General features: G+C 64.5%; 16 protein-coding genes and 2 pseudogenes. 11 read left to right on the forward strand and 7 right to left on the reverse strand.

Translation table 11 applies throughout. From position 1 onward, the window contains the following. Positions 1 to 73 precede the first annotated feature (73 nt). Positions 74 to 241, forward strand: a pseudogene (locus ACQP1O_RS17460) (ATP-binding protein); the annotation flags it as partial. A gap of 638 nt (positions 242 to 879) precedes the next feature. Here ACQP1O_RS17460 and ACQP1O_RS17465 read toward each other — a convergent pair. Next, positions 880 to 1,314 carry a nuclear transport factor 2 family protein gene (locus ACQP1O_RS17465; RefSeq protein ID WP_433566812.1) on the reverse strand — a complete coding sequence of 145 codons (435 nt, stop codon included), beginning with the start codon at positions 1,312 to 1,314 and terminating at the stop codon, positions 880 to 882. A 95-nt stretch (positions 1,315 to 1,409) separates the two neighbouring features. On the opposite strand from ACQP1O_RS17465, the gene ACQP1O_RS17470 reads away from it, so the two are divergent. After that, positions 1,410 to 1,895 carry a MarR family winged helix-turn-helix transcriptional regulator gene (locus tag ACQP1O_RS17470; protein ID WP_433566813.1) on the forward strand — a complete coding sequence of 162 codons (486 nt, stop codon included), beginning with the start codon at positions 1,410 to 1,412 and terminating at the stop codon, positions 1,893 to 1,895. 184 nt (positions 1,896 to 2,079) lie between these two features. Here the strand turns inward: ACQP1O_RS17470 and ACQP1O_RS17475 are convergent, their stop codons facing one another. Beyond that, positions 2,080 to 2,367 (reverse strand): hypothetical protein, encoded by a 288-nt coding sequence (locus tag ACQP1O_RS17475; protein ID WP_433566814.1) that lies wholly within the window; start codon positions 2,365 to 2,367, stop codon positions 2,080 to 2,082. Positions 2,368 to 2,473: 106 nt separating this feature from the next. On the opposite strand from ACQP1O_RS17475, the gene ACQP1O_RS17480 reads away from it, so the two are divergent. From ACQP1O_RS17480 to ACQP1O_RS17490, 3 genes are all read left to right on the forward strand, one after another. Beyond that, on the forward strand, positions 2,474 to 3,682 hold the full coding sequence (locus tag ACQP1O_RS17480; RefSeq protein WP_433566815.1) for an FAD-dependent oxidoreductase: 1,209 nt from the start codon (positions 2,474 to 2,476) through the stop codon (positions 3,680 to 3,682). Between the two features lie 377 nt (positions 3,683 to 4,059). Then, positions 4,060 to 4,542 (forward strand): hypothetical protein, encoded by a 483-nt coding sequence (locus tag ACQP1O_RS17485; RefSeq protein WP_433566816.1) that lies wholly within the window; start codon positions 4,060 to 4,062, stop codon positions 4,540 to 4,542. 405 nt (positions 4,543 to 4,947) lie between these two features. Further along, positions 4,948 to 5,376, forward strand: coding sequence for a hypothetical protein (locus ACQP1O_RS17490; RefSeq protein WP_433566817.1), 429 nt, complete (start codon positions 4,948 to 4,950; stop codon positions 5,374 to 5,376). A 177-nt stretch (positions 5,377 to 5,553) separates the two neighbouring features. Here the strand turns inward: ACQP1O_RS17490 and ACQP1O_RS17495 are convergent, their stop codons facing one another. Together ACQP1O_RS17495 and ACQP1O_RS17500 are read right to left on the reverse strand one after the other, a co-directional pair. Then, a complete protein-coding gene (locus tag ACQP1O_RS17495) occupies positions 5,554 to 5,949 on the reverse strand; it encodes a VOC family protein (protein ID WP_433566818.1) in 396 nt (131 codons plus the stop codon). A 464-nt stretch (positions 5,950 to 6,413) separates the two neighbouring features. Beyond that, positions 6,414 to 7,175: an SDR family oxidoreductase gene (locus ACQP1O_RS17500; protein WP_433566819.1), complete on the reverse strand. Its 762-nt coding sequence runs from the start codon at positions 7,173 to 7,175 to the stop codon at positions 6,414 to 6,416. Between the two features lie 103 nt (positions 7,176 to 7,278). On the opposite strand from ACQP1O_RS17500, the gene ACQP1O_RS17505 reads away from it, so the two are divergent. Both ACQP1O_RS17505 and ACQP1O_RS17510 read left to right on the forward strand, forming a co-directional pair. Then, positions 7,279 to 8,154 (forward strand): helix-turn-helix domain-containing protein, encoded by an 876-nt coding sequence (locus tag ACQP1O_RS17505; RefSeq protein ID WP_433566820.1) that lies wholly within the window; start codon positions 7,279 to 7,281, stop codon positions 8,152 to 8,154. Positions 8,155 to 8,235: 81 nt separating this feature from the next. After that, a complete protein-coding gene (locus ACQP1O_RS17510) occupies positions 8,236 to 8,841 on the forward strand; it encodes a hypothetical protein (protein ID WP_433566821.1) in 606 nt (201 codons plus the stop codon). Between the two features lie 219 nt (positions 8,842 to 9,060). On the opposite strand, the gene ACQP1O_RS17515 is transcribed toward ACQP1O_RS17510, so the two are convergent. Further along, on the reverse strand, positions 9,061 to 9,693 hold the full coding sequence (locus ACQP1O_RS17515) for a hypothetical protein (RefSeq protein ID WP_433566822.1): 633 nt from the start codon (positions 9,691 to 9,693) through the stop codon (positions 9,061 to 9,063). Positions 9,694 to 10,081: 388 nt separating this feature from the next. Here ACQP1O_RS17515 and ACQP1O_RS17520 point away from each other — a divergent pair, with 388 nt between their 5' ends. Continuing rightward, positions 10,082 to 10,870 (forward strand): DUF6881 domain-containing protein, encoded by a 789-nt coding sequence (locus ACQP1O_RS17520; RefSeq protein ID WP_433566823.1) that lies wholly within the window; start codon positions 10,082 to 10,084, stop codon positions 10,868 to 10,870. Between the two features lie 68 nt (positions 10,871 to 10,938). Here the strand turns inward: ACQP1O_RS17520 and proC are convergent, their stop codons facing one another. Beyond that, positions 10,939 to 11,757, reverse strand: coding sequence for a pyrroline-5-carboxylate reductase (proC, locus tag ACQP1O_RS17525; RefSeq protein WP_433566824.1), 819 nt, complete (start codon positions 11,755 to 11,757; stop codon positions 10,939 to 10,941). Positions 11,758 to 11,905: 148 nt separating this feature from the next. Next, positions 11,906 to 12,004 (reverse strand): annotated as a pseudogene (locus tag ACQP1O_RS17530) (NAD-dependent epimerase/dehydratase family protein); the annotation flags it as partial. 299 nt (positions 12,005 to 12,303) lie between these two features. Here ACQP1O_RS17530 and ACQP1O_RS17535 point away from each other — a divergent pair. The 3 genes from ACQP1O_RS17535 to ACQP1O_RS17545 all read left to right on the forward strand — a co-directional run bounded on the left by ACQP1O_RS17535 (position 12,304) and on the right by ACQP1O_RS17545 (position 15,343). Next, positions 12,304 to 12,615, forward strand: a complete 312-nt coding sequence (locus ACQP1O_RS17535) for a hypothetical protein (RefSeq protein ID WP_433566825.1) — start codon at positions 12,304 to 12,306, stop codon at positions 12,613 to 12,615. Positions 12,616 to 12,754: 139 nt separating this feature from the next. Next, the gene (locus tag ACQP1O_RS17540) at positions 12,755 to 13,225 is read left to right on the forward strand and encodes a hypothetical protein (RefSeq protein ID WP_433566826.1); all 471 of its coding nucleotides are present in this window, start codon (positions 12,755 to 12,757) and stop codon (positions 13,223 to 13,225) included. Positions 13,226 to 14,218: 993 nt separating this feature from the next. Then, positions 14,219 to 15,343 carry a hypothetical protein gene (locus ACQP1O_RS17545; RefSeq protein WP_433566827.1) on the forward strand — a complete coding sequence of 375 codons (1,125 nt, stop codon included), beginning with the start codon at positions 14,219 to 14,221 and terminating at the stop codon, positions 15,341 to 15,343. Positions 15,344 to 15,350: the final 7 nt, after the last annotated feature.

Raw genomic sequence — 15,350 nt, forward strand, 5'->3', positions numbered from 1 at the left:
ATTCGGAACCCGACCCCGGCACGGAAACCGCGGGTCGGCCCGGTCCTCAACGCAGGGCGCGACACGGGTAGAGAACTCTGTCACTATCGCCTCGAGCGAAGCGTTCTCCGGCTGGTCGAACACGTTTCCCGAACCACGGCTCTGCGCCGCGATCCTCGACCGCCTCCCATTCGGCGGGCAGATCATCGAAACCGGAACAGACAGCTACCGACTCACCCGCACCGCCGCACTCAACACCGCCAGCACCACTACGCAGTCCCCGGCGCCGCAGCAACCGGTTTTCACCGATGCTCAGCAGTCGCTGGAAACCGTGCTCCGACCAGCGCTCTATCGGCGAATTACGAACCACCCCAACCATTGCGAACACGGCCGGGCCGCGGTTCCCACGGCCCTGGCCCGGCCACCGGAACGCATGGTGAAGGGTCGTGTAATTCGACGGTGTCCCCGAGCAGCGGGTGAGGTTCGCGCCGTGCTGATGCACCCGCACGATCGTCGAGTCGATCGACACGACCCAATCCAGACTGCCCGTGGCGTCGGCCAATGCGACCAACGCGGTCAGCACTCGGTCCCACGTGCCGTCGACACCGTAGCGGCGATGGCGTTTCCACCCGTCTGCCAGGGACCGAAATGCTCGGGCAGATCCCGCCACGGCAGCCCGGCACGTAGCCGAGATACAGCATGCCCTCCACCACCAGACGATTGTTGGCGAAGTTACGGCCCACGCGGCCTTCGGATTTCGGCAGCAGCAACTCCGGCAATTCCCACCCTTCGTCGGTCGGAACACGGTATCGGTCACTGATTGCGGTCGCTGAAACGGCCACGATGAACGACCGGCCCCAAGCGCGCGGGACCGGCCGATCTGCCTCATCGCGAGATGACCTACAGGGCCCGGTCGAGGGCTTCGGTCAGGGCAACCGCGTTGATCTCGAGACGGTCGAAACGCCAGCCGTTCTCGGTGCGGCGCGCCCGGTAGCGGTGGATCCCGGCCGCGATGGCCTCGGTCTTGTCGTCGATGACGAACACGGCAATGTCATGAGCGCGCACCGCGGCGTTGTCACCGTCGAGGTCGATGACGAGGTTGCACTTGTTGTGCAGGGTCCGTGCGTAGGTTCCGTGGCCCGCGCGCACGAGCCCGATGAGTGCCTCGATGCCGCTGACCTGCCCGCGCGGGGAGGTGACGGTGACGTCTTCGGTGAAGAGCCGCTCGGTCTCGTCGCAGCGGCCCTCGTCGATCCACAGGCTGTGGCGGGCGACCAGGTCGGCGAGTTCGGCGCGGTCAGCGAGGTCGCGGATCAGGGTTTCGGTGCTGGTCATGACAGCTTCCTCAATTCATTCGGAGCACTAACGTTTGAAGCACTAACGAATTTAGATCGTTAGTGGCACTAACGCAAGCGGGATAGGCTGTCTCCATGCAGACCAGCGACGAACTGCGATTCGACGACGGCGAGCAGACCCCTGAGCGACTCAAGGGCCAGCTTTCGCGACTCGTCGGATTCACGGCCGCCCAGACACACCGCATCGCGGGCGAGGCCCTACGCGCGGTCGGCGCCCGCAAGGACCATTTCGTGGCGCTCGCGGCTCTCTCCGAGTTCGGCCCCGCGAGCCAGGCGGCCCTGTCCGGCCGCACCCGTATCTACAAGAGCGACCTCGTGTCGGTCCTCAACGATCTCGAAGACCGCGGCTGGGTCCGCCGCGCCCCCGACCCAGCCGACAAACGACGCAATGTCATCACCATCACCGCCGACGGCGAACGCCGCCTGGCCGAACTCGACCACGTCCTCGACGGCGTCAACGAGCACATCATGGCTCCGCTCAGCCGTGACGAACGCGCGCAGCTGTTCGACCTGCTCGGCCGCATCAACGCCCACCTCACCACCCCGCCCGACCACGCCTGATCACCAAATCCGCACCGGCCCGGCCCACCAGAATTCGTCACCGACAACATCGTCGAATGGTGAAAATCATTGGGAGACATGCCCTGGCCGGACCGGACCGGCGACAACACCACGGCTGGCCGGGGCGCCGGCGGCAATCGGCGCTTCTGGCGTCATGGTTCCTCCCGTCCGCCACGCGAAACAATCACGATTCGGCTCCTCGTAGCCATGTGGTAGCCGCATGGTGCTCCGTGGCGCGCGTCGAGAATCGCTTCTGCGCGGCCTGCCGGGAGACACCGAGGCGGGTGCCGATTTCCGTCCAGGACATGCCTGCGTGCCGGGCCCGGTCCACGCAGTAGTCGAGCAGCTGATCGGTCACCCGCAACCAGTGCGCAGCGAGAATCACCCCCGTCGCCAATTGAGCCAGGCGGCGATCGGGGTGGGCGCGCTCGATCGCGGCTATCACATCGCCCGGTGGCACCTGTCGAACCATGAGTCAACAATAGGTTGACGATTGACTGAACGTCAACTATTAGTTGACGATATGGCGATAGTTCGTGGACGGCTTTCGCCGACAACACACCGATCCAGGAGTCGCAATGGAAGCTTTCGAGAGCGCTGCGCATCAGCGTGCCAAGACATCGGGCAGGCGGGCGATGGTCGTCGGCGCCGGGATCGCCGGTTTGGCCGCCGCGTTAAGGCTGTATCGGCAAGGCTGGGACGTCGTCGTGGTCGAACGTGCGCCGAGTCGTCGCAGTAGCGGTTACCTGGTGAACCTGCACGGACCCGGATATGCCGCCGCCGAGCGGCTCGGGCTGGTACCGGCGCTGACTCCGCGCGATATCGGGTTCTTCACCTCGGTTCTCGTCCACGCGGACGGCCGGGAGAAGCTCAGGATTCCAGCCGCTGTCACCGAGGCTGCGGTCGGGAGCCGGGCACTGAGCTTGTTCCGCGGCGACCTGGAGTCGGCACTGTACGACGCCGTGGCCGATCACGCCGATATCCGTTTCGGCACTACCGTGCAGGCCGTCGCCCAGACCCCCGGGGAAGTCGTGGTCACCCTCAGTGACGACACCCGCCTGCACACCGAACTCCTCGTCGGCGCCGACGGCGTGCACTCCCGAGTCCGCGAGCTCGTATTCGGTGCCGAGCCCGAATATTTCGTAGACCTGGGCCACATGGTCGGCGCATTTCCGCTGGAAACAGTTCCCCAGCACATATCCGAAGGCCTCGGCACCACCTTCATCGGCCCCGGACGCACGGCCGCGGTGATGAACCTGGGACCCGAACGGTCCTCGGCGTTCTTCACCTACCGCTGCCCCGACCCTGGCGCCGAGCTGGCTCTCGGCGCCGCACCCGCCCTCACCCGAGCGTTCGGGGATCTCGGAGGCGGTGTCGCCGACGCCCTCGACCAACTCGAGGCCGACCCCGCCACCGCCTACTTCGACTCGGTCGGCCAAATCGTGATGGACCGCTGGAGTCACGACCGAGTCGTCCTGCTTGGCGACGCAGCATGGTGCGTAACGGTATTCGCCGGCTACGGTGCCGCCCTCGCCCTCGACGGCGCCGACCGGCTCGGCACCGCGCTGACGGCACACGGCAACGACATTCCCACCGCTCTCGACACCTGGGAGACGTCATTGCGCCCGGAAGTACACAAACGACAGGCACTGGCCCGCAAAGGAATCAGCCGATTCGCCCCGCCGTCACGCACACATGTGTGGGCCGGCGAACTGACGCTCCGCGCCATCCAACTCCCCGGCATCCGCGGCCTGGTCCGACGCTCCATCCAACGCGCCAACAACTAGTCAGGTGCCAAGCTCGGCGACCGAACACCGCGAGTCCGACACACGACAAAAGCACTGCCCCCAGGTAGCTCTCACGAACGCACGATATGCCGCTACCCGCGCCGACCGAATCGGCCAGCGCGACCCTTCTGACTGCATGTGGGGCTGTCGTTTCGGGGTTGATCGAGGGCCTCGCAACCCGCGAACAGGTTGAATGCGGCGTGTTCGGTCAGATGTGTGCCATGGTCGGGTGTGGGCGGCGGGGTCAGCGATCGCCCGGTGGTGATTGCTGAACCGGCTCAGGCGCACCGGATTCTGTCGTACTGATCCGAGCGTGTCTCGGTAAAGGTGATCTTCACGCCGTGATCCGTGCTAGGACAGAAGTCATGATGCGAGGCATGCTCAGGTTTGCGGCAGTATCAGCTCTGCCGGTCATCGCGTTCGGGGTTCTGGTCGGCCCGGCGTCCGCGGACACGTCGTCCTTCGATCCTGCCCATGTCGATGGCGGACCGGGCTGCGCGGGGACGGTCAGCGCGTCGGCTTCCCCTCAGCAGGGGCAGCAGGGCAGCGATCATGCGACCTTCTTCGACAGCTCGGTGCAGGTCCAGGTGAGCTTCAAGGCCGATGCCGCGAGCGACCCGCTCGGTTCGGTGTCGGGATCTCCCACCGCGGGTACCAACTGCTCGATCTCCGCGACGGTTACCGCCACCAATCTCGACACGGGCGTCACCGCGACCAACACCCAGTCCACCCATTACGACAGTCATTACGGCTGGAACGCCACCTTCTTCAACTTCCCCGGCTCGGGCCGAGTGAGCATCCAGGTCAGCACGAATCCCAGCCCCGCCGAATTGGTTGTGGACGTACCAGCACCACGCTGACCGCGAAAGGCCAACGGGCCGCGTGCATTCGGTACCGACGATCGCGCCCTCATGCCGAATTGAGTTCGTCTGGCTGACGGATCGGTGCAACATCGAAGGTGGGCAACGGATCGAGGGTATTTCGCACGGCGTGGATCGGCTTGGCACTGAACCGGTGGTCACCGGTGGTGGTCACCATATTTTCGTGTCAGTTCGGGATGTGCCGTGGTCGAGGGTCCCGGCTGCGGGGTGGGGTGGTCGGTGCTGATGGACTTTCAGCCGACGTTTCCGGTGAGCCCGTTGTGGGTTCGTGCTGATGTTGGGATCGGTAGGCAGCGCAGGCGGCATCTACTTACCTCGAGACCGCGGCAACCCGCAGCGAACCAACAATGGTGTGCTGGTGGCGTTCTGGCCAGGAAGGACGACATGGCAAAGAAAAATAGGGACGACATGGCCGAGAATGAGGCCGCAAGAGCCATGATCGAATGGGCCAGCACTGTGTCGCCGGCGGACCTGGCAGCAGAGCTCATGGCGGCATTCGGCCCGGACGGACCGAAGGGCGGCAACGACGTCCACCACAGCAACCTCGTCGAGTGGCTGTTTCGTGAGCATCCCAATCCCGGCGGGTATGTGTTCCAGGGCGGTAAGTCATATGGTGAGCCGTCCAGGGTCTACGAGCAGCTACACAGGCCGATGAGGGAGGCCTTGCAGCTGTTGGAGCATGCCGAACTGATCTATGTGGGCTGGATCGAAGCCGCCTATGCTGCGTGGAGCGGCACCCGTTTGGGTCGGGCGGTCCTCGCCAACGGGAAGGCCGCGGTCAGGCAGCGCATCTTCGATCGCACCGGCGTGTAGTGCTTCGAGGCCGTCACCTGCGGCTCTCCGCTTCTGCCGCACACCGCGCTGACCGAACCGGCCAGCGCGGGGCGCCGGCAGCCGGAACCTGGTGCGGTGCAGAACGTCCGCTACTGCCGATGAGTGGATGCGGGCCGATCCGATGTCAGGGCACGGGCTGAGCCCTGGTCAGCAGGTTCAGTAGCTCGGCCAGTTGCCCGGTGTCATGAGTTCGAGGAGGTGCTCGTCGGGATCGCGGAAGTAGATGCTGCGGCCGCCACGTGCCCAGTTGGTCCGGCCCTCGATCGAGATGTCGCGTGCGTTCAGGTGCGCCTCCCACTCGGTCAGTTGGTCCTCGGATACGGCAAAGCACACATGAAGTCGGCCGCTGCCATCGTGGGGCGGGATCTCGCCGTTCGGCAGACCTGGCCCGGGCAGCACCTTCGGTTCGAGCGATCCGCCACGGCGGAACAGCAGCAATACATTGTCGCCCCCGATGTCGAACGCGCACAACGGATCCGCATCGAGAATCGGATTCAGCTGCAACACATCAGTGTAGAACTTGCGGGCACGACCGAGGTCGTCGACATACAACGCGGACTCGATGATCCGGTCGAGTTTCGGCATCGTTCGCTTCTTCCCCTCGAGTATGGTGTCGAAGTCATCGTGCAACCTCGAGCCCACTCGAGGTCCAGGGTTGCGTGCCTCACAAAACCACCATGCAGCCCGCGCCGCCGACCCCGCGCCACCGCCCGCGCTGACCGAACCGGCCCGGCAGGGCCGAACGAAGATCAAGTGGCCGTGCCGATTCAGAGCTGCCCGAACACACTGTCATATGCCGAATAGGGTGCGTCGGCCGTGCCGATTGGAGCGATCTTCTTCGCACCTGGCTGAGTGCGGCTTCGGGTCTTCGCCTCGCCCGCAACACCGGAACCTAACTCGAATCATTGTCTGCGGCAACAACATCCAACATTTCGGGAAAACCGCGCCTTTGGATCGTCGAGACGCAGCGACACTGTCGGGTGGCGGCCGCCTCGGCATCCGGGTTGCCGTCGTGTCTACTGGTGGCTCGGGAGGATCGTGAGCGCTTGGGATCGCTGGGCGACCAACTCGTCGTAGGTGCCGTCGCGCTCGGCCCACCGGTGCATCAACACGCCCTTGACGAGGATCTCGTGCGGAGTGGGGTCAGTGCGGAGCAGATCCATCACCTCGGTGGCGAACTCGGCGAGCTCGAGCGCGCGGGGATTGTGCCGTGCCAGTTCGGGTGTCGTGGCGACAGCCGGAGGGACGAGTTCGGCGACCTCGATACCGGTACCGTCCAATTGGGCGCGCAGGGCTTCGGAGTAGGCGTGCACACCGGCCTTCGATGCGGCGTAGGTGGGCATGGGTGGGAACGGCAGGAAGCCAATGCCCGAGGTGACCGTGATGATCGTGCCGGTGCCGTGCGCGATCAGGTGGGGAGTGAAGGCGTCGACGACGCGGATCGTGCCCAGCAGGTTGGTGTCGATAGTCTGCTGCGCGGCGGCGAAGTGCGCGGGATCGCGCAGGTCCTCGAGGATCATGACCCCGGACATCGTCACGATCGTGTCGAGGCTCGGGTGGCTGTGCAGGATGGTGTCGCGGGCGTGGTCGATGCTGTCGGGGTCGGTTACGTCGATGGTGGCGGTCGCGAATCCTTCGGTGCCGATCCGATCGAGCAGGTCGGTTCGGCGGCCGCCGACGATGACGGTACTGCCGGCCGCGGCGAAGCGCCGGGCGAGTTCGAGACCGATTCCGGAGGTGGCGCCGACAAGGAAGACCGTGCGGTTGGTGATGTCCATGCGGTCAGTGTCGATCTGTTTCCCAGTCGCAGGCAGTGCCCCCGCCTTCCAGGGTTCTCTCAGGGCCTCCCAGCCCAGGCAGCCCCGAATTACGATGCGGAATATGAGCGCCGACGACCGTGCCAACCTGCTCGGTGATTACCTGCGTGCCCGGCGGGCGCTGGTCACTCCGCAGCAGGCCGGGCTCACGGCGGGTTCGAATCGCCGTGTTCCTGGGCTCCGCCGCGAAGAAGTCGCCATGCTCGCGGGCATCAGCGCCGATTATTATCTGCGGCTCGAACGCGGCCGCGACAAGAATCCCTCACCTCAGGTCCTCGAATCACTCGCGCGGGTCTTGGAGCTCGACGAACTCGAACAGCACTATCTTCTCGGCCTGACTGCCTCGCGCCCGAGGCCGCGTCGGCGGCGCAAGTCCGAACGCGTGCCCGAACGGTTGCATCAGCTCCTGGCGGGGGTGCAGGTTCCCGCGTTCGTGGAAGGGCGCGCGTTCGATGTGCTTGCTTCCAACCGGCTCGCGGTCGCACTCTCGCCGCGCCTTCAGCCCGGATACAACCAGCTGCGATCGCTGCTGCTCGATCCCGAAGAGCAGGCGTTCCAGCAGGACTGGGCACGCTCGGCACAAGGATTCATCGCTGCCTTCAGAAACTCCCTCGGCGACGACGTCGATGACCCGCGATTCGTGGAACTGGTTGGCGAGCTTGCCCTTTCGAGTGAAAGATTCCGAACTCTATGGGCGCGCCACGACATCCGAGATCTCGACGGCGGCACCACCACAGTGAACCATCCCGTCGTCGGTGAACTGCACCTGCACCGAGACAAACTCCCCGTCGACAATCTGATCCTGGTCCTCTACTACGCCGATCAAGGCAGCGCGAGCGACGAAAAGCTACGCCTGCTCGCCTCCCACGCCCAGAGCGCGGTCGGAATCCCTGCCCCGCCCAATTCGCCGACAGCGGCAGCCCACCCAAGTGCACCATAATGCCGCTGATCGCGCTGTTCGAACCGGACATGGGCGGTTCTGTGTCAGTCCTGGTCGGAGGCCGGTGTTAGGTTGCGGCGCATGGGTATTGATGGGAGTTCGAGGGTCGAGGTTCTTGCCGCCAAAGTCGCCCGACTTCGGGCGATACTGGCCAAGGATCCAGAGGGAGATCTCCTGGCGTCGTTCCCGCCGGGTGTCGAACTCGACCCGAGCCGTGAACTCGATGTCTACCGTCGTCAGACACGGGCCCGCGTCGCCTCCGATCGCTCTCCCGCTGCGGCGGCGATCGGGTTGGAGAGCCTTGGGCTGCCCACCGCGGTGATCGAGGTGTATCGCCTCACCGACCGCGCCCAGGCCGGCGACATCGAACTGTTCGGCTCGTTCGAAAAGGGCGCGATCATGAACGCCGAGGGGGAGGTTGATCGCGTTGAGGAGGACTGGCTTCGTATCGGGTTGATCGGCAACGACAACTTCCTGGTCAGCCTCACCACCGGCGAGGTGATGTTCGCTGACCAGTACTTCTGGCGGTACGGGGAGCAAGATACGTCACGGTTGGTGGCACCGGACTTGCTGGCGTTCTTCGACGAATGCATGACGGGCCCGCGGTACCGGGAGTTCATCACCGACGAGGAGTTGGAAGACGAGGACGGCTGGTACCGGTTCCTCCAGGACAACGGCTTCATCTGAGCCATTGCTCTGAGCCAGTCGAACATCCGGCGTTTCGTCCACTTCGGTTTGACCGGGGCGGCCAGCCACATCCTGTAATCTATGCCGCTGATCGCGCTGACCGAACCGGGCCAGCGCGAGGCGCAGGCGCCCGGAACCTGGTGCGGTGCAGAACATCCGCTACTGCCGAATATCGTGCTCGTCGCCCGGCAGTTGCCGTGAATTGGGGCTCCACGTCAGCTACAGCACGCTCACGTAGTTTCCGTAACGACCGTCCAGGGCGTCCGTTGCGGCTTCGGCAATGATCTTGCGGCTGTCTTGCGAACATCGGGTCAGAAACGCCCGCACGCGAGGCCCGGACCAACCGGCTGCTGCGACCGCTGGCCAGTACGCCAGGAACTTGTGGTTGAGATCGTGGAAATTGGCCTCAGCGTAGTCGAGAACGGCGTCGACCGCGGTGCCGGGGAATTTCAGTCGCAGCATCGCGACCGCGCGCAGCGCGCCGTCGGCGAGAAGTTCGACGTCTTGTTGCAGGCACCACAGGGCGGGAGCCGGGTCGTCGTCGGCGTCGCGGCCCAGGCGGACGATGGCGTCGCCAAGTGCAGCGTTGACCACCGTTGCCGAGCGAGGTTGCAGCGCCAGTCTTTTCAGTAGTTCGACATCCCCGCGGGCGCCAGTCATTCCCAGTGCCATGATCAATTGGTACTGCGTCTCCCAGGTGCGTTTGTCCAACACTTCGTGTTCGAGCGCGGTGCGGACCTGGGCCGCTGTTGTCGGGTCTGCGAGCGCCCGCAGCCGTTTTGCGCCGCGTCGCCGCCGCGTCGAGAGCGAGTCTGTCAGCAGCGCCAATGCCTCATTGCGTGTCAGCGTCATCGAGTTCGGCCTATCCGTGTTTCATAGATTGACGATCCATCGCGGATAGTTCCATACCCCGGCGACAGGGACAGACTCCTCTTCCTCCGCGTCTTTCTATGCCGCTGACCGCGCTGACCGAACCGGCCAGCGCGGGGCGCCGTCGGCCGGAACCTGGTGCGGCGCAGAACGTCCGCTATTGCCGTTTACAGTTCGATTGGCGCTGCCCATCGGTGTATCGGTCCATTACGGTGATGAAGATTGTTGCGGGTCGGTGGCTGGAGGTCGGTTCGATGGGTCATGTGGACTGGGTGCTTCGGTGGGGTGCGCGGTATCGGTGATCGGGCGTTGGAAGCGTCGACCGAAAGCGGCGAGTTGGTGGAATATCCGGGGTCCGATCTCTCCATCGATGATCGCGGAGCGGCAGTTGCTTACCGATATCGTGGCCAAGATCGCTGCCGATGTGCGGCCGGGATGGACTGAGATCAAGGTCAGGTTCGACATCGCGGGGACGGCGGTGAGTGTATTCGTCTCCGCGGAGCAGGAATCGAGAACCTCGGTGGTCATCGGCTTCCCGCGCGAGGTGATGGATTTGCGGCGGGCGATGTATGTCCCGGGCCGGGGCACGTGGTTCACGATGTGGTTGAGCATCACCGCCGATGGCAAGATCGGTGTGCGTTTCAGTCGCGAACGCCCCCACCTGGGTCGACAACTCGCTGACCCATTGCTCGACGAGTTGCGTTTGTATCCAAGAGATTCGGTTCCAGAGTGGATGCGCGCAGAGCTCGGCGAGTGCCTGCCGACCGATGGGATCAGCGATGAGCCGACGTCGTCGAAGTGCTGCGATAGCGACGAAGACTGCGACTGTATCGATCGGGCCCGGGCGGTCGAACGTGCGGCCGGGTTTGTCCCGGCGAATGAAGGGACGCGCTATCTGAAGGTCGTGCACTACTCCGAGTTCGACCATATCGCTGTGTCGTTCAGCGAGATCCTGAGCACCGGCGACGAGTGGCGTCGGGTCGAGCGGTTCCGCGACGGCGGTTCGGGTCTGGCTGCGGTCTCGGGTCGGACCGAGTTCACTCGGCTGTCGGGCCGTTTGCCTTCGGCAACAGAGATCTCCGATCTACCACACCTATCGGCGGAGGAGATCACATCTGTCGAGTTCCAAACGGAGTGGCTGGCTGTCGGAGGCTGGTAGTCAGCCGAGTATCCGCTTCTGCCGCGAGGCGCGCGGTTCGAGCCATCGCGGTTATCCGGTGCCCGGCGCTAGGCCGTGTTCGTGCCGTATTCCATCGCGCGTCGTTGGGCCGCGGCGAGTGCCTCATGGAATACCGAGCGAAGACCTTTCCGCTCGAGTTCCCGCAGTGCCGCCGCGGTCGTGCCGGCTGGTGAGGTGACAGCTGCACGCAATTCCGACGCGGGCTGGCCTGAGCTCTGGAGCAGTACAGCCGAACCGAGCATGGTCTGGGTGACCGACTCAACGGCGACCGGTTGCGGGAGCCCTAGCTGCACCGCGGCCTCGACCATGGCTTCGGCGATCGCGAAGAAGTAGGCCGGTCCGGAGCCAGACACCGCGGTCACCGCGTCCATCTGTGTTTCGTCGACGATCACTACTTCCCCAACGGTGCTCAGCATGCGGCATACGAGCCCGAGTTGCTCGCTGCTGACGTGCCGGCCGGCTGCGATCGCGGTAATGCTTTGCCTGACCAGCATGGGAGTGTTGGGCATGGCCCGCACTACCGGCGCGGCAGCTGGCAGCTGTCGCTCCAGCTGGGCGGTGGACACACCCGCGGCCAGTGATATGAGAACCCGATCGTGTTGAGCACCCAGTTCCGCTGTGCCCAAGCCGCATAGCGCGCCGTCAATGTCGTTGGGCTTCACCGCGATCACGATCAGATCCGAGGTCCGGACAGCCTCGGCGGTGTCGGTCGTGGCGCGAACTCCCAGGCGCTGCCCGAGGACCGTTACCCGGTCCGGTGCTCGGCCGACGACGATCACATCACCACGGGGCCAGCCCGATTCGAGAAGCCCCACGATCAGCGCCTGCCCGATCTGTCCACCGCCGATCACCGCAACCCTCGTCATGGGCTTCAGGGTAGTTGGTACGCAGCCGAGCAACGGAACTGAGAACAGATGGCCAGGGTCATGCATGACCATCCTCAATTGCCGCATACCGCGCTGACCGAACCGGCCAGCGCGGGGGAACTTGACCGGATTTCACGCGCGGGCTGCGGACACGGTCGATGGCGACCACGTCGTGCCCTTCGGCGACCAACGCGTCGATCAGGTTCGTGCCAACGAAGCCGGCAGCTCCAGTAACACCTATCTTCATGTCTTCTTCCTCCCCGGTCGCTTCGATGCGCTCGCTGACGGTGTCGGCGTCCATGCGTTTCCTGCCCGCATGGACTCTCTGCCTGATCAACGGCCCCTATTTCTGACACGATATGCCATCAATGGCACATCATGCCAATAAATGTTGCAGGTCCAGCACGGCGCGCTAGTGGCGCCGTTCTGGAAGGGAGCCAAAGGAGTTCGTCGGGCCGATCGATTCGGCAGGCGAGTGGCATCCGCACCTGCCGCGTCCCGCGTGTTGTGCTCTGGCGGTTCGCTGGGACCGCGGCATCGTGAAGGATGGCTACCTCTCTCGATCTCGATGTCACCTTCGCCGGGGACGACCTCGTGCTCCGGCTGGCCGCCCTCGCCTACCTCGCCCGCTTCTCCGCCGTCTCACGCATCCACACCAAATCCGATCTGCGCCTGTACTTCTACTGGTGCACCTACCACCAGCTCACCCCACTAGCGGCCGCTCGTACCGGGGTCGAACGGTACATGCGGTGGATGCAGGAGACCCGCCACTTCAAACCCGCCACCATCGCCCGCCGACTCTGTGGAAGCCGCTCCCGGCGTCCAGTCGCTCGCCGGCGCATGAAGAAGCCGCCATGACGCGCATGCGAAGCGCAGGGACATATTGAAGTATCAGCTTTTCAATTTGTAGGCGCGGGGCCTCGCTACGCGGTTACCGTCGGAGCGGCACTCAGGTGCCGGCAACGACTACTCCAACGGGAAAGTACAGATGAGGCAAATGAGTTGGGCCGCCGTCACGGTGGCCATGCTGGCGATACCGGTCGTCGCGGCGGCATCGGCGTCGGCCACGGTCGACAATGTGAATCTGACACAGGTCGACACCGGCATCGGCGGATGTGAAGGGGCAGGCAATACCTGCACGATCCTGGTGACCACCAGCGGCGCGGACGCCCTGGCACCGGTCACGGTCACCTTGGACGGGCAGAACGTCGGCACCTTCACCCCGCAAGCCGGATCCACGGCCAGCACCGGGATCATCCAGTACGTCTATCGCTCGAAGCTTCCCGAAGGCGTCTACAGCCTCACCGCCACGCAGGGCTCGTCGACCAAGTCCATGACGGTGCAGAACTGCGGCAGCCAGCCGACCGGCAGCTCCAGCGCCTCGGCCCAGTGCACCGGAAACGATATTCTCGGCGCTCTGATGATGCCGCTGATCATCCTCACCGGCTCCGGGCACACGCAACTCTGACCGACCCGTTGGGGGCAGTGGGTCGGTGGACGGTACGGAGTGCAGTGGTCGACGCCCCCTCCGGGCACACCAAGTGAATCGAACGCCGTTACGCAGCAATGGTTTTGGCCTATCGGCGAGGTCGATCTTCTTCATCGACTCCAGTGCGCACGCATTTGGCACGAAAACGGCCGGTCATCACAATACCTGCGACGACCAGCCGCTTCCTGTGGTTCTAGCTGGATCGAACCAGCGACCATGTGACGGAGGTCGGATCTGGCCTTTTGCTCCCACTTTCGGTGCCTCCGAGTCAGGAAACTGCTTGAAACCACCCGAGAATGCAGCAGCAGCCCAGTCTGCCGCCATAGGCCGGCCGCCAGGCGGCTCCGCGAGCGCGCCGTCATGCCGCATAGCGCACTGACCGAACCGGCCAGCGCGTCCGGTCGGCGCCGAGACCGACCGCGGCTCAAGAACGTCCGCTATTGGCACCCTCTATGTCAAGACGTCGGTGTGGGTGTGGGGTTAGCCTGAACCTCGGGTCCGGGATGTGGCTTGTCCGAAGGGCCGGTGTGCGGGTTGGAGCCGGTCGCGCTGGAGTCAGTAGTCGTTCCCGATTGCCCTCCCGGGCCTGCCCATTCACGCCGTCGCTGATCAGCGAGCATCCGGGCGTAGACGACGTTCGACAGCCGTCGTTTGAGGGCGCGTAGCGCTTCCATCGAGGTTTTCCCGCCCGCTTTGCGGCCGTCGTAATAGTGCCGGCCGGCTGGAACTTGAAGCCCTGCGTGGGACGGGTCCTCGTTGGCTCATAACCCAGAGGTCGCAGGTTCAAATCCCGTCCCGCTACCAGGGAATCGGCCGCTGAGCAGGTGGGGACCCTATCCGGTTTGACAGGCTTCCGACCTCCGGACACACTCGAACATCTTGTCGCACAGGGGCGGCTCAGTCGGGGGAGGGCCTTCAGTCATGCGGATACGTGGCGGTCGCGTAGTGCCAGCATTGCTTGCACTACTTCTGATGGTCGGGGTGGCCGGATGTTCGTGGGGCGCCGGGCAACAGTACAAAGCAGGATTCTCAGAGCTGCCCGCTCGCTGCTCCGAGGCGTTGAAACCTGCCGAACAGGAAGTGAAGGCGTTCGCGGGCGAGGCCTACGGTTCCGTCGCCGAATCGGCGGACGCCGATCGTGAAGTCACCGACACCAGTCAGGGTCTGACCTGTGTGTTGAAGTTCGGTAGCTCGGTTCAGCGTGAACCCATCAAGGCGTACCGGACGCCGATGTGGCGGAACGTTTCGATCTCGTACTTCCTGTCCTTGTATCCCATCAGCGCGAACGCGACCCCTCGAAACCTCGAGGACTACGTGCCCGGATCGACTCGCCCGGACGGTCCGCGACCCACACCCATCGCCGGTGTCGGAGAGGCCGCGCTCACCTGGGTCAAGGAGAGCAAGGGGGATCCACCCCGGGTCAGCGTGAAATTCAGCATCAACAACCTGATCGTCACCGTCGAGACGTGGGGCAAGGACTGGTCCGGAGTCCCCGAGACGTTCCCGATAATCGACTCACCGGAGTTGCGTTCGGACCTGCGCACCGGCACCGACGCGATCGCGAAATCCATTGCCCGGCAAGCTCCGTCGGCTCTGCCGACAGCGATGCTGACCAGACCCTCGTTGACCGGTCACACCAGTAGGCCCACGACGACCAAGGTTGCCGCGCCAGCGTGGGATCCCTGCCAGATCTCCGAGGGCAGCCTCACCGGAGCCGGACTCGACGTGGGTTCAGAAGTTCGCAGCGACAACTCCGCTGACAGAGCAGCGTGCATGTGGAGTGGCGGCTGGTACCGCCTGCAGATCTCCTCCAGCGTCGCTCCCTTCGAATGGTCGGTCTACGAGGACTCCACCTACGTAGGGCCGAAGCCTGTGACCATCGGCGACCACCACGGAGTCCAAGTGCGTTGGCGCGATAGCAACCTCTGGTGCGTCCTCGTGTTCGAACTACCGGTCGAGGCCAATCTGCCTGACAAGGGAGGACGAACACTCACATTCGAGGCCTCCTTGAAGGAAGATCGAACACAGACCGCACTGTGTGACGAACTGACGCGGGTTGTGCACGCCATTTCAGGGTCGCTACCGGCGACCACGTGACCGCAGA

Origin of the sequence: Nocardia sp. CA-151230, assembly GCF_050942175.1 — a bacterium.
Classification (GTDB): Bacteria; Actinomycetota; Actinomycetes; order Mycobacteriales; family Mycobacteriaceae; genus Nocardia.